The organism is Priestia sp. SB1 (assembly GCF_038898415.1).
Genome location: NZ_JBBJSS010000003.1, coordinates 856,536 through 870,492, shown reverse-complemented (window position 1 = coordinate 870,492; position 13,957 = coordinate 856,536). Strand labels below are relative to the sequence as shown.

Below are 13,957 nucleotides of genomic sequence, written 5' to 3'. Positions count from 1 at the left end.
AGGAGGAATAAATATGACAACTGAAACACAAAAAACGGTGAAAATTATTGAGCAAACAGAAAAGTTTGGGGCACATAACTATCATCCGCTGCCGATTGTAATTGAAAAAGCAGAAGGCGTATGGGTACACGATCCAGAAAATAATAAATATATGGATATGCTAAGCGCGTATTCCGCTGTTAACCAAGGACATCGTCATCCGAAAATTATTGAAGCATTAAAACGTCAAGCTGATAAAGTAACGTTAACGTCACGAGCGTTTCATAATGATCAGCTTGGTCCATGGTATGAAAAGATTTGTAAATTAACAAATAAAAATATGGCTCTTCCAATGAATACGGGAGCAGAAGCGGTTGAAACAGCCATTAAAGCTGCACGCCGCTGGGCTTACGATGTGAAAGGTGTTGCTGAAAATCAAGCACAAATCATCGCATGTGTGGGCAACTTCCACGGTCGTACAATGACAGCTGTTTCATTATCATCCGAAGCAGAATATCAACGTGGTTTTGGACCGATGCTTCCAGGGCTTCAAACGATTCCTTACGGTGATTTAGAAGCGTTAAAAGCCGCTATTACACCAAATACGGCCGCATTTTTAATTGAGCCAATTCAAGGCGAAGCAGGTATCGTTTTACCTCCAGAAGGCTTCTTAAAAGCTGCAGCTGACTTATGTAAAGAACATAATGTGTTATTTATTGCGGACGAAATCCAAGTCGGCTTAGCGCGTACAGGCAAAATGTTTGCTTGTGATTGGGAAGGCGTAGAACCAGATATGCTGATTTTAGGTAAAGCGCTTGGAGGAGGAGTTTTCCCTATCTCTTGCGTAGTTGCTAACGAAGACATTTTAAGTGTCTTTAACCCTGGTTCTCATGGTTCAACGTTTGGCGGAAACCCGCTTGCTTGTGCCGTATCATTAGCTGCTTTGGAAGTAATTGAAGACGAGGAACTTCCAGCGCGTTCATTAGAATTAGGTTCTTATTTCAAACAGAAGCTCCAAAGCTTAAGCAATCCAGTTGTGAAAGAAGTGCGCGGCCGCGGTCTATTCATCGGGGTAGAATTACACGAAGAGGCTCGTCCTTATTGTGAAAAATTAAAAGACCAAGGTTTGCTTTGTAAAGAAACGCACAGTACGGTTATTCGTTTTGCTCCGCCGTTAACGATTTCAAAAGAAGAGTTAGACTGGGCAATTGAACGAATTGAAAAAGTATTTGCTGAGTAATCGGTTTAAAATAAATAAAAGTAGTACGATATGTATATATCGTACTACTTTTATTCATATGCAGCTAAATGAAGTTTTTATTTGATAGGCAGGAGGAATAGAAGTGTATACCCAACTCTCACGGCTAAGCATTGAAGAGCAAGTTGAATGTTTAACACAAGCGTTAGTGAAAATCAAAAGTATCAATGGGACAAGCGGCGAAGTAAAGATTGCTGATTTTATTAAAAATACGCTTCAAAGTTTTCCTTATTTCAAAGACAATCCGCTTCACGTCTGGGAACAGAAAATTAATGGCGATACGCTAGGCAGAAAAAATGTATTTGCTTTTATTCAAGGCAGCAAAAAAAATGCTCAAACAATTATTTATCACGCTCACTTAGATACGGTTGGCATTGAAGATTTTGGTTCATTAAAAGATATAGCGTTAGATCCAGAAGCGCTTCAGCGCTATTTCTCTATGCATAACATTAATGAAGATGTACAGCGAGATGCTCAATCAGGTGAATGGATGTTCGGAAGAGGAAGCGTTGATATGCAGAGTGGAATTGCTGTACACTTAGCCAATGTGCTGCATTTTACTAAGCATCCAAATCAATTAGAAGGAAACGTCCTTTTTATGGTCAACCCAGATGAGGAAAGTCAGCATGCTGGAATTATTTCTGCTGTTTCTGAACTGAACCGTTTGAAAAAAGAGAAAAATCTTTCATATGTAGCAGCGATTAATACCGACTTTATTACACCTCTTTACGATGGAGATTCCACGCGCTATATTTATACAGGAGCTGCTGGGAAACTGCTTCCATGTTTTTATATTTACGGAAGGGAGGTACACGTAGGAGATACGCTTGCTGGTATAGATCCTAATTTGATTGCATCTGAGATTACGGGAAGCATCCATAACAATATTAATCTAGCTGAAAATATTGAAGGAGAGCTGGTACTGCCACCTTCCTGTCTGTATCAACGAGATAATAAAGAGGCTTATAATGTGCAAACCGCTGTAAGCAGTCATTTGTATTTTAACTATTTCATCTATGAACGAACGGCAAAAGAAGTGATGAGTCAATTAATTGGATTATCAATCGAAGCATGTGAAAAAGTAGAGAAAAAACTTTCTGATTATTACGAACTTTTTGTTCGAAGAACGAATTTACCAAAGCGAAACTTGTCTTGGAAAGTGGATGTTGTGAGTTTGGAAGATTACCTGGAAGAATTAGATCAAAAAGGAATAAATACTCATGGTTGTATTGAACGAGCTTTCGAACAGTATGCGCATTTAGAACTTAGAACAAGATGCTTTAAAGTAATCGAAGAACTTCAAAAGCTAGATCCGCATCAAAGTCCGCGTGTAATTGTCTTTTTTGCACCGCCTTACTTGCCTCATAATCACTTGAAGAAAGACGAAAGCAGAGATCAGCAGCTTCTTTATACCTTACAAGCGGCGGTGGAGAAGGTTGGAAACCAGACGGGAGAGACGTTTCAATTTAAAAAATTCTTCCCCTATCTAGCGGATGGCAGTTTTTTATCTCTTCACGAGACAGATGAGGAAATTGATGCTTTTACACGTAACTTTCCGGGGTGGGGTATTGCAGGTGCGATTCCTTTCCGTGAAATTCGAGAGTTAAATATTCCGTCCATTAATATGGGGGTATATGGAAAAGACGGCCATAAGTGGACAGAGCGAGTGTACAAGCCTTATTCGTTCGGCGTCCTTCCTAAGCTGATTCAAGAAACAACTCTTCATATATTAAAAAGTGGTCATGCTTGTACAAACACCATATAAGAAAATGAAGAATGGAGGTACCGATGAATAGACATACAGAACAAAACCAATTACAGAGAACAATGAAAAGCAGACATTTATTTATGATTGCGTTAGGAGGCGTGATTGGGACAGGACTATTTTTAGGTTCGGGTTTTACTATTAGCCAGGCAGGCCCTGGAGGAGCCATTCTTGCTTATATAATAGGCGGCTTTCTCATGTACTTAGTTATGCTTTGTTTAGGAGAGCTAGCCGTAGCCATGCCGGTTTCAGGCTCCTTTCAAGAATACGCTACAAGATTTTTAGGACCTTCTACTGGCTTTATGATTGGATGGCTATACTGGTTTAGCTGGGCAAATACGACAGGGCTTGAATTTACGTCAGCAGGAATTTTAATGCAAAGGTGGTTTCCTGATGTACCTGTATGGTCATGGTGCTTAATTTTTGGCGTCATTACGTTTTTAATTAACGCTCTTTCCGCTCGAAGCTATGCTGAAACTGAATTTTGGTTTTCGAGCATTAAAGTTACCGCTATCATTCTATTTATTTTAATTGGAGGAGCTGCTGTTTTTGGTTTTATCGACTTTAAAGGAGGAGAATCCGCACCGTTTCTTTCGCATTTTACCCAAGGCGCAGGTCTTTTTCCAAATGGGATACTGGCAGTTCTATTAACTTTAGTAACGGTTAACTTTTCGTTTCAAGGAACGGAGCTTGTCGGCATTGCAGCAGGAGAAAGTGAAAGCCCTGAGAAAACGTTGCCGAGATCCATTCGAAACGTCATTTGGAGAACGCTGTTTTTCTTTGTGTTAGCTATGTTTGTGTTAGTCTCTATTCTTCCATATAAAACAGCGGGAGTTATTGAAAGTCCGTTTGTGGCCGTATTAGATCAAATTGGCATTCCATATGCAGCGGATATCATGAACTTTGTCATTTTAACAGCTGTGTTATCCGTGGCGAACTCCGGGGTCTACGCTGCTTCTCGTATGCTTTGGTCACTGTCAAACAATAATATGGGACCAAAACCTTTGAAGAAGTTGTCTTCAAAAGGTGTTCCAATTAACGCATTAATTGTAACGATGATTATTTCAGGGTGCTCGCTGATTACAAGCGTCGTGGCTGCCGAAACCGTATATCTTTGGTTTATTTCGATTTCAGGAATGGTGACCATTATTGTTTGGATGTCCATTTGTGCCTCTCAATTTATGTTCCGCCGTCGTTTTTTAGCGGAAGGAGGAGACGTAAAGGAGCTTAAATTTAAAACGCCGCTTTATCCGTTTGTGCCTATTCTAGGTTTTTGTTTGTATGGACTTGTATTAATCAGCTTAATTTTTATCCCAGATCAACGAATTGGTCTTTACTGCGGGGTTCCTTTAATTGTTGTACTCTACGTGTATTATCACATAGGAATCAAGAAAAATATTAATCAAAAACAATCGGATTCACCGGTTTATAAAGCAAAATAAAAAAGAAGTGCACAGTGCACTTCTTTTTTATTTAGATCGGATGCTTAATCGTTTCATACGATACTGCAAGCTTTGTCTAGTCAGCCCTAGTATCTTAGCGCTTTTTGAGATGTTGTGGTTGTGTTGTTCAAGCGTTTGTTTAATACATTCTGCTTCAAACGCTAACAGCTGTTCCTTTAAAGGAAGAGGAGGGTGAAAAGCGCTTGGATAAGAGGGTGCTTCACCGCTTGTTTTATCTTCAAAATGTTCATGCTGCTTTAGCTGGAACTTTGTTCTGTATTGAAAAGGAAGGTGAGAATAGTGAATAACATCTTCATCCATTACCAAGTTCATTGCACCTTCAATAATGTGTTCTAATTCCCGTACGTTTCCTGGCCAGTCATAAGAGAGAAAAGAAGACATGACTTGGTGATCTACGGTTTTTACATTCATCTGAAACAAATCATTGTATTTTTTGATGAAAAACTTTGTTAATTCAATAATATCTTCTTTTCGTTCACGAAGAGGAGGAATAAAAAGCGTCACGACGCCAAGTCGATAATATAAGTCTTTACGTAATCGATTTTCTGCAATCGCATCGATTGGGTCTTCATTCATGTTCGCGATGACTCGAACGTTCACCGGTTTGTCTACTGTATCCCCAATTCTTCGTACGGTTTTTTCTTGCAGTACTCGAAGAAGCTTAGCCTGCAGATTTGGATTCAACGAGTTGATTTCATCTAGCAGTAATGTGCCTCCTTGCGCTTGTTCGAAAAGACCAGGATTATCCATTGCACCTGTAAAAGCTCCGCGTTTCGTACCGAACAAAAGGCTTTCAATTAAATTATCCGGTAGCGCAGCGCAGTTTTGTGAAATAAAAGGAGCGGAAGAGCGGCTGCTGCCATTATGTATGCTTTGGGCAAACAGTTCTTTCCCCGTGCCTGTTTCTCCAATAATTAAGACATAAGAAGGAGTTCTAGTGGCGCGCTTAGCGTCTTCAATAACATCGTGAACGGCTTGACTGCTTCCGATGATGCTATCAAACGTAAAGCGTGTGTTTCCTTTTTGCCTAATGTTTTGCCGGATTAGACGCTCTAGTTTCGTCACGTCTTGAGCAATTTCAACCGCTCCTTGAATGGCCCCGTTTTTTAAAATAGGGAAGGTATTATTAATCGTCGTGATTTCTTGTCCTTGATTGTTGAAATACGTTTGCTTGACGTTAACCGTTTCTTTTCCTTTTTGCAGCGCCTGTACAAGCGTGCTTTGCTGATTTTCTTTGAACATAAATACATCTAACAAGTTTTTATGTAAAACGTCTTGTTCATCCATCAGCTCCATCTTTGTCATCTTTTCATTGTAAATAATGGTTTTTCCTGTTTCGTCGACCGCATGGATACCGGCATCGACTTTATTTAAAATGGTTTCATATATATGTTTAAGAGTGCTTAATGTATCGGTCATTCAAATACTCTCCTTTAGCGGTGTTCATATCTCTATTTAAACAAAAATAGCTGAATTCTGATAGTGTTTCCATAGAAAAATAAATGAATGACCGAAGAGAAATGTTATCCGTTTACAATGGATCCTCCATTAATGTGAAGGACTTGCCCGGACATATAAGAAGAATCAGAGCTTGCCAAATATACATAGGCCGCTCCGAGCTCAGAAGGCTGTCCTGCTCGTTTCATAGGTGTGTTAGACCCAAATGTTGCAACTTGCTGTTCGTCGAACGTAGACGGAATAAGAGGTGTCCAAATAGGTCCTGGAGCTACGCCGTTTACGCGAATGCCTTTTGTTGCGAGTGAAGCTGACAAAGAACGTGTGAAAGCCACGATAGCACCCTTGGTTGAAGAGTAATCAATTAATTGGTCATGCCCATGATAAGCTGTCACAGAAGTTGTGTTAATAATCGCGCTTCCTTGTTTTAAATGAGGCAATGCAGCTTTGGTTAAATGAAAAATTGAAAAAATATTCGTTTGAAACGTACGGGTAAGCTGTTCAGTGGTGATATCCGTAATGCTTTTTTGAGGATGCTGTTCAGCTGCATTATTGACTAAAATGTCTATTTTTCCGAAAGTCTGAATGGCCTTTGAGACGACTTCTTGACAAAAATGCTCATCTCCTATGTCACCAGCAAGCAACAAACAAGAAGCCCCCATTCGTTCAACTTGTTTTTTAGTTTCATTTGCATCATCATGTTCATTCAGATAGGTTACGACAACATTTGCGCCTTCTTTCGCGTAATGATAAGCGACAGAACGTCCAATTCCGCTGTCTCCTCCGGTGATAACGGCTACTTTATTCTGTAATTTTCCGCTTGCCTTATAGTCTGGAGCGATAGAGGTAGGGACTGGATGCATATCTTTCTCAATACCTGGCTGAGTTTGCTGATGCTGAGGAGGGAAGTTTTGTTTTTGATTTTGATTCATTAGTATACACTCCTTAATTAATATGAGTATGTAAGCGTATACTAGTATTTGTTAAGAGAGTGTATCTATGCATAGGGATAAGCCTAAACGGATAAAAAAGGCTTTAAAAGAAAAAATGAATGCCGGGGGCATCCATTTTTAGCGGTAATTAATAAATTGTACGTCAATAGGTAAATCAGCGCTGCGAATAGCTGAAATAATTTGCTGCAGGTCATCACGATTTTTACCGCTTACGCGAAGCTGATCATCTTGAATTTGGCTTTTTACTTTTAAACCGGTATTTTTAATAATTGTATTTAGCTTTTTAGCGTTGTCTTTGTCGATACCTTGAATTAACTTAGCGCGCTGTCTAACCGTTCCTCCAGAAGCATTTTCGATTTTACCGTAGGAGATATTGCGTGTAGGTACGCCGCGTTTGATGAGCTTAGAAATCAGTACGTCTTTTAACTGTTCAAGCTTAAATTCATCATCAGAAATAAGAACAAGCTCTTCGTTTTCGAGCGAGATTTCGCTTTTACTGCCTTTAAAATCATAGCGGGTTTTAATTTCCTTTGTTGCCATGGTAATGCCGTTTGTTACCTCTGATAAATCAACTTGTGACACAACGTCAAATGAACTATCTTTAGCCATAATAACCTCCATATGTAAAGAGTTTGTTCTTTTATTATAAATAAAACACAAACTGTATACAACTGATATTGAATAGAGAGCCGGTAATTGATACAATACAAGTTATGCTTTTTGTTGTAAGCTATAGAAGCAGCTTTTTTAAACAATGCATGCATTTTAGTTGATTTGAAATTTGAAATGCTGTTTGATGCAAAGTGAGAAGGTATGTGGTGAAGGAACAATCACTACTAATTTATATAAAGGATGGATAGAACGATGAATGTAGAAGCTGGGATGAGAGCGTATTTAACAGTAAACCGGGAAACGCCGATTGGTTATATGTTAGCAGAAGGTGAAGAAGAAATTTTGCTACATAAAAATGAAACAACAAGAGAACTTGCTGAAGGAGAAGAAGTAGAAGTTTTTCTATACCTTGATCAGCACGACCGCTTAACGGCAACGATGCACTTACCTCTTGTTGAAGAAGGTGTCTATGAGTGGGTTGAAGTCGTAGATGTTAATCCGGGTTTAGGCGTGTTTGTAAATATCGGCATGAACAAAGATATGTTAATTGGTTCAACAGATTTACCTGCGCTAGAAGAGCTGTGGCCAGAAGTTGGAAACAAAGTTTACTGTACGATGAAGATTTCAAAGCGCGGTAAAATGTACGGGAAAATTGCTACAGACGATGTGATGAAAGCAATGGCCTTAGATGCTCCACCTGAACTTTTTAATCGTGAAGTGAGCGGATATATCTACCGTGTCCTGCGCGTAGGTTCATTTATTATGACAGATGAAGGATATGTTGGATTTATTCACGAAAGCGAGAGACGTAAAGAACCGAAGCTTGGTACGCATGTAACTGGCCGCGTCATTAATGTAAAAGAAGATGGAACGCTAAACGTATCGCTTCTTCCGCGCAAACAAGAAAGCATGGATGAAGATGCACAAGTACTATACGATTACATGGAAAGCCGCGGTGGCGTTATGCCATTTTGGGATAAAAGCTATCCAGAAGATATTCGTGAGCGCTTTAATATGAGTAAAGCTGCGTTCAAACGTGCGCTTGGTAAATTGATGAAAGAAGGAAAAGTTTATCAAGAAGAAGGATGGACATATTTTAAAAAAGAAGAAAACTAAAAGGAGAAGCCGCTGAAAATTCAGCGGCTTCTTTTTATAAGTGATCAGTTTTTTTAGAAAATGAATGTTTTCCAAGCTCACGGTTGTGCTTAGCTTGCAGATTCTTTTCGTGAAGCTTTGCGTTATTATCTTTTGCTTTTTTATCGTTATCGCTCGTTTTTGGCATTGTGATACACCCCTTTTTGATCGTACCTTTAGAATGCCCTGACCTCTTTAAATTATTCGATGGTTTCGTTCAAAAAGAAGACTGCAATCGTCCCTGGGCCAGAATGAGAACCTATGGCTGCACCAATAATATTAATAATAAAATGTTTGGTGCCAAAACGTTCTTGGATCATCTCTTTCAGCTGAAGAGCTGTTTCTAAATCATCTCCATGGCTAATTCCAATGGTTTGAGAAGAGAGATTTTTTCCTCGCTCTTCCATCACGTCAAGCATGCGTTTAAATACTTTTTTACGGCCGCGGATTTTTTCGATTGGAATCAATTTTCCATCTTCCACATGAAGCAGCGGCTTAATATTAAGCAGACCTCCTACAAAAGCAGAAGCTTTGCTCACGCGGCCTCCTTGAGCAAGAAAATCCAAGTCATCAACCGTAAAAATATGCTCCATATGCAGAGCGTATTGCTTTATTTTTTCTGTCATTTCTACTAGCGAGAGGTTTTGGTGTAATAATTGTGCTGCATAATAAGTAACTACTCCCTGGCCAAGAGATGCACATTTCGTATCGATTATTTCTAATTGGAAATCGGGATACTTTTCTAGGAGTTCTTCTCGAATCATCATTGCTGTTTGATATGTACCGGACAATTCCGAAGAAAAAGCTAAATAAATGCACGAATCACCTGATTTAGCTATGTTCTCAAAGACTTCATACATAGTAGTTGGAGCCGCTTGAGACGTTTTCGGCATCTTGCCTTTACGGATGGCTTCGTAGACAGAAGCTGGTTCAATCGTTTGTAGATCTAAAAATTCTTGATTATCCAAGCTTACGCGAAGCGGTAAAAAGCCAACGTTATTTTCTTGAAAAAAGGATAAAGGCAAATCGCTTGCACTATCGGTTAAAAGTTTAATTGACATAAATGTCACCTTCCTAATTGCATTTATAAACATTGAAAAGCGTTATATACGACATAGTATTAGTGTATAAGCACTTGGAGGAAAATACAATTTTTGAATAAGTTTTTTTAATTCTGCCAAATCGTACATACTATATGTACTAACTATTTTAAAGATGCTGACTTTATTCATTTTATAAATGGGTATAAGGAAGTAAGAAGTTTTAAAAAGCGGAGGTCGGTCATTTGAATATGTGGCTTGAAACAAAAAAAGCGATAGTCGTCTTAGTAGGAGCATTATTGAATGCGCTTGCGCTCAACTTGTTTTTGATACCTGCTAATGTATATTCGAGCGGCTTTACGGGAGTAGCACAGCTTGTTTCGAGTATCGTGACAGATTACACTCCTTTTACTATTTCCACTGGAGTGCTGCTGTTGTTGTTAAATATTCCTGTAACTATTTTAGGGTGGAAAAAAGTGGGGAAGTCATTTACTGTTTACAGTTTTATCAGCGTTGCTGCAACAACTTTGTTTCTTGGAATTATTCCTATTCAAGCACTTTCTAAGGACATCATCCTTAATGCAGTTTTTGGAGGCGTTATTTTAGCGGTAGGGGTAGGAATTACGTTAAAATTTGGAGCTTCAACTGGTGGGCTCGATATCATTGCCCTGATTTTGTCCCGAGTAAAAGACCGACCAATTGGCACTTATATGTTCATATTAAATGCAATTATTATCGTGCTAGCAGGTCTTTTATATGGTGCTGAGAAGTCACTTTATACTCTTGTGACGCTTTATACGACCACTCGCGTCATTGATGTTATTCATACGCGTCATGTCAAACTCACGGCGATGATCGTAACGAAAAAAGGAGTGGAGCTAAGAAAGGCGATTCATGCCAAACTCGTGCGAGGGATTACGGCGGTACCGGCTAAAGGAGGCTTCACAAACGAAGATAAAGAAATGCTAATGATTGTTTTAACTAGGTATGAATTATTTGACTTGGAACGAGTAATTAAAGAGGTGGATCCTAAGGCATTTACTAATATAGTTCAAACAACGGGAATCTTTGGTTTGTTTCGCAAAGATTAAAAAGAGTCCAGGTATTCATTACCTGGACTCTTTTTTATTAATGTGTGCCTTTTAAGTCATTAGAAAGTTCTTGAAGCTGAGCTTGTTCTTCAGGAGAAGCATTTTGCTGCGCATGAGACAGCATATCAGCTGCAATGTTTTCATCAGAAGCTGCAGACGTATGAGCCTGAGACGTTTGATGATTTTGACCAGCAGCTCCCAATGTATTCTGAAGCTGTTGAAGCTGAGCTTGTTCTTCAGGAGAAGCGCTTTGCTGTGCATGAGACAGCATATCAGCTGCCACGTTTTCACTAGACGTGTGAGCTTCACCGTGAGCGTGAGACTGACCGCCTTCTAAAGTGCTTTGAAGCTGTTCAAGCTGTGCCTTCTCTTCGGAAGAAGCATTCTGAACGATATGAGACAGCGTATCGGACGTAATGTCTGCGCTTTTCTCTTTTGAATGTGATTCTCCATCTGTATCATACGCTTGATGCAATGAGTTTTGGAATTGCTTCAGCTGCTCTTGCTCCTCAGGAGAAGCGTTAGAAGCAATACTATTTAATACGCCTTCTGAAATATCAAGTTCACCGTTGCCGTGCTTTTGACGATGAAGCTGATCTTCTGAATGACCGGATACTGCGTTTCGAATCGCATCTTTTACTTGACCAAAAAGTGAATTTTTCATAAGTTACTGTCCTCCATGAGGAGTTTGGCGCTGGTGAGCTTGAAATGCTTCTGCCTCCGCCATAGTCATATGATAAGGAATTCGTTCATCATGTTTTTGAACTGCGTCTGCACCTTGTTTCACAAAACGTTTTGATCGATTGCCTCTGCCCATCATAAATTCCTCCTCGTAATATAAATAAAACCGACACCTTAAGAAGTGTCGGTTATAGTGTGTGCTAAATAAAAAAAATGATAGCGATAAAAATTTACCTTGCTTTTCAAAAAAAGCTAAGTTATAAATTTAACGTTTTTTCCAAATAATAAGCAATACCATCATTTTCATTCGATTTTGTTACTTCACGCGCTAGTTGCTTTAATTCGCTAATACCATTTTCCATGGCGATACCGTGTCCTGCAAATTTAATCATTTCAAAATCATTGTCTTCATCTCCAAATGCAATAATTCGTTCGCGAGGAATTTGATAATGATTAGCTACGCGCTCAAGACCTACAGCTTTATTAAGTCCTTTTTTTACAATTTCAACGACATGCCAAGGTGCTCCCCAGCGTCTATGTTCTAGTACTTCTGCATGAACATCTGAAAGGTGAGAGCGTATATCTTGTACATGTTCTTCATCTGCGTGAATTAAAATAGACGTTGGATCGTGCTGCAGCGTATGACGCAAATCACCCGTTTGTAATTTAGGATCCCCTAGGCTGAGTACATCCATTAATTTTCGATCTTCAAAATGAAGATACACATCATCTTGTACTTCTGCCATGATATTGTTGATGCGATAGTCTTGCATAGCTGTCACAATGTCATGAACAGTTCGGCGATTTAAAGGTTCGTGATGCGTGCCAAAATCAGGCTGAAGGGGATGATGGACAAGCGCTCCGTTAAAGTTTACGATAGGCGTGGATAAATCTAATTCGCTGTAATACATAGCACTGGAACGATAAGGTCTTCCAGTTGCAATCATTACAATATGTCCATCTTGTTTGGCTTTTTCTAACACCCGTTTTGTTTTAGGTGAAATGGTTTTTTCATTCGTTAACAATGTTCCATCCAGATCTAAGGCGATTAAGTGTTGATCGTTTCTCATATAGGGCTCCTTTTAAATTGAAGTAGTTATACGATTATATTGAATTCTACTAGTATTCATGCTTGTATTCCCATATTTTACACAACTTTTCCTTATGAGCAAAGCAGAACGATTGACATGCAAAAGTTGTCTTGTTACGGTGTAAGACATAGTTATTGATTGCTTACGATAAATTGTTTAAGGGTATATTTAATACGTGAAGATAATTACGGAAGTAAAAGAAAGGAGAATGAATATGGATAAACAGTTAGAAGATAAAATCATGGAATCACTAGAAGAAGTAATTGATCCAGAGCTTGGCGTTGATATCGTAAATTTAGGCTTAGTTTACGGGGTGGAAATGGAAGAAAACAACACGGTTATCGTGACGATGACGTTAACTTCTATTGGCTGCCCGCTAGCGGGTGTGATTGGCGAACAAGTGAAAAAACAATTAATTTCTCTTGAAGAAGTAGAAAATGTAGAAGTGAATATCACATTTAACCCGCCATGGGATAAAGATCGCATGACGCGCTACGCTAAAATTGCATTAGGTGTTCAATAAGAAAAAAAGCCATCAACGATGGCTTTTTTTCTTATTCAATTCTGCACAATTCCACAGGGCAGTCTTCACAGTCTATTTCTTTCTTTAAAAAAGAGAGCTTATGAATGATAATTTTTCCATCTGTCATTGAGATTACTTCATTTTTTCGCAACTCAGCGAGCATACGATTGACCACTTCTCGGGATGTCCCGCATAGATTAGCGATCTCTTGATTTGTCAACGTTACGTTTAATAAAATACCATTTGGCTTCATTATCCCAAAACTATTGGACATGCGAATCAGAGTAGAATAGAGAGCTCCTTTTTTTCCATTTAGAATTAAGTCTCTAAACTTTGTCTGCATTCGCTTAATTTGAAGTCCCATCCACTTCATGTACTCCATGGAAAGAGCAGGGTATTGTGCTAGTTCGTTTTCTAACACCCGTTTTTGAATGCTGATCGCTGTACAAGGTTCAATGGCTTTTGCTTGAAGCATATGGGGAGTAGATCCGCAAAACAACATAACTTCCCCGATTAAGTCTCCTGAACTTGCCAGCTGAAGCGTCAGTTCGCGTCCTTCCGGCGTCACTTTACTTACTTGTACAGCTCCAGAAGTAATAAAAAATAAATGAGTTGAAGGTGAACCTTCTTGAAAGAGAAAGTCACCTTTTTTAAACGAAATTTTATGATCAAAGTCCATAAAAAATTGCTGCAGCTCATTTGAAAAAGAATCCGTTGTGATGTTCATCATGTTATCACCTTTTACTCAAAATTTTTGCGACTGTTACTTATTAATCTATTAAGTTAGAACAGTCTGTATATCCTGTACGTCCACTAGCCGTATGAAGAAATGTCATACGGATGATTTTTATCGATACTCTTATTATACACAAAAACAACCAGTGTTTTCCAAAACTATCTGTGAACAATTTC

Annotated in this window: 15 protein-coding genes; 6 read left to right on the top strand and 9 right to left on the bottom strand. The window is 39.0% G+C overall.

What is annotated here, in order from left to right; translation table 11 throughout:
* Nucleotides 1–13 precede the first annotated feature (13 nt).
* The 3 genes from WKH56_RS14910 (at nt 14) to WKH56_RS14900 (ending at nt 4,444) form a co-directional block, all read left to right on the top strand.
* Nucleotides 14–1,219: an ornithine--oxo-acid transaminase gene (locus tag WKH56_RS14910; protein WP_028412399.1), complete on the top strand. Its 1,206-nt coding sequence runs from the start codon at nt 14–16 to the stop codon at nt 1,217–1,219.
* A gap of 103 nt (nt 1,220–1,322) precedes the next feature.
* A complete protein-coding gene (locus WKH56_RS14905) occupies nt 1,323–3,002 on the top strand; it encodes a M20/M25/M40 family metallo-hydrolase (protein ID WP_310884189.1) in 1,680 nt (559 codons plus the stop codon).
* A gap of 23 nt (nt 3,003–3,025) precedes the next feature.
* On the top strand, nt 3,026–4,444 hold the full coding sequence (locus WKH56_RS14900) for an amino acid permease (protein WP_028412397.1): 1,419 nt from the start codon (nt 3,026–3,028) through the stop codon (nt 4,442–4,444).
* A gap of 27 nt (nt 4,445–4,471) precedes the next feature.
* On the opposite strand, the gene WKH56_RS14895 is transcribed toward WKH56_RS14900, so the two are convergent.
* The 3 genes from WKH56_RS14895 to WKH56_RS14885 form a co-directional block, all read right to left on the bottom strand.
* Nucleotides 4,472–5,884 carry a sigma-54 interaction domain-containing protein gene (locus WKH56_RS14895; protein ID WP_034267719.1) on the bottom strand — a complete coding sequence of 471 codons (1,413 nt, stop codon included), beginning with the start codon at nt 5,882–5,884 and terminating at the stop codon, nt 4,472–4,474.
* Nucleotides 5,885–5,988: 104 nt separating this feature from the next.
* Nucleotides 5,989–6,852 carry an SDR family oxidoreductase gene (locus WKH56_RS14890; RefSeq protein ID WP_028412395.1) on the bottom strand — a complete coding sequence of 288 codons (864 nt, stop codon included), beginning with the start codon at nt 6,850–6,852 and terminating at the stop codon, nt 5,989–5,991.
* Between the two features lie 138 nt (nt 6,853–6,990).
* The gene (locus WKH56_RS14885; protein WP_014461618.1) at nt 6,991–7,482 is read right to left on the bottom strand and encodes a YajQ family cyclic di-GMP-binding protein; all 492 of its coding nucleotides are present in this window, start codon (nt 7,480–7,482) and stop codon (nt 6,991–6,993) included.
* Between the two features lie 255 nt (nt 7,483–7,737).
* On the opposite strand from WKH56_RS14885, the gene WKH56_RS14880 reads away from it, so the two are divergent.
* Nucleotides 7,738–8,601 (top strand): CvfB family protein, encoded by an 864-nt coding sequence (locus tag WKH56_RS14880; RefSeq protein ID WP_310884190.1) that lies wholly within the window; start codon nt 7,738–7,740, stop codon nt 8,599–8,601.
* 34 nt (nt 8,602–8,635) lie between these two features.
* Here WKH56_RS14880 and WKH56_RS14875 read toward each other — a convergent pair whose 3' ends face one another.
* Together WKH56_RS14875 and WKH56_RS14870 are read right to left on the bottom strand one after the other, a co-directional pair.
* Nucleotides 8,636–8,767 (bottom strand): DUF3941 domain-containing protein, encoded by a 132-nt coding sequence (locus WKH56_RS14875; RefSeq protein WP_013055378.1) that lies wholly within the window; start codon nt 8,765–8,767, stop codon nt 8,636–8,638.
* A 52-nt stretch (nt 8,768–8,819) separates the two neighbouring features.
* Nucleotides 8,820–9,680 (bottom strand): DegV family protein, encoded by an 861-nt coding sequence (locus tag WKH56_RS14870; protein WP_028412393.1) that lies wholly within the window; start codon nt 9,678–9,680, stop codon nt 8,820–8,822.
* Nucleotides 9,681–9,910: 230 nt separating this feature from the next.
* Here WKH56_RS14870 and WKH56_RS14865 point away from each other — a divergent pair, with 230 nt between their 5' ends.
* The gene (locus WKH56_RS14865) at nt 9,911–10,750 is read left to right on the top strand and encodes a YitT family protein (RefSeq protein WP_025749916.1); all 840 of its coding nucleotides are present in this window, start codon (nt 9,911–9,913) and stop codon (nt 10,748–10,750) included.
* A 37-nt stretch (nt 10,751–10,787) separates the two neighbouring features.
* Here the strand turns inward: WKH56_RS14865 and WKH56_RS14860 are convergent, their stop codons facing one another.
* From WKH56_RS14860 to WKH56_RS14850, 3 genes are all read right to left on the bottom strand, one after another.
* Nucleotides 10,788–11,414 (bottom strand): DUF3813 family protein, encoded by a 627-nt coding sequence (locus WKH56_RS14860; protein ID WP_099330621.1) that lies wholly within the window; start codon nt 11,412–11,414, stop codon nt 10,788–10,790.
* 3 nt (nt 11,415–11,417) lie between these two features.
* Nucleotides 11,418–11,567, bottom strand: a complete 150-nt coding sequence (locus WKH56_RS14855) for a hypothetical protein (protein ID WP_162200718.1) — start codon at nt 11,565–11,567, stop codon at nt 11,418–11,420.
* Nucleotides 11,568–11,688: 121 nt separating this feature from the next.
* Nucleotides 11,689–12,501 (bottom strand): Cof-type HAD-IIB family hydrolase, encoded by an 813-nt coding sequence (locus WKH56_RS14850; protein WP_028412391.1) that lies wholly within the window; start codon nt 12,499–12,501, stop codon nt 11,689–11,691.
* Between the two features lie 235 nt (nt 12,502–12,736).
* On the opposite strand from WKH56_RS14850, the gene WKH56_RS14845 reads away from it, so the two are divergent.
* On the top strand, nt 12,737–13,045 hold the full coding sequence (locus WKH56_RS14845) for a metal-sulfur cluster assembly factor (protein WP_013055384.1): 309 nt from the start codon (nt 12,737–12,739) through the stop codon (nt 13,043–13,045).
* A 31-nt stretch (nt 13,046–13,076) separates the two neighbouring features.
* Here the strand turns inward: WKH56_RS14845 and WKH56_RS14840 are convergent, their stop codons facing one another.
* Nucleotides 13,077–13,775: a Crp/Fnr family transcriptional regulator gene (locus tag WKH56_RS14840; RefSeq protein ID WP_028412390.1), complete on the bottom strand. Its 699-nt coding sequence runs from the start codon at nt 13,773–13,775 to the stop codon at nt 13,077–13,079.
* Nucleotides 13,776–13,957 lie beyond the last annotated feature (182 nt).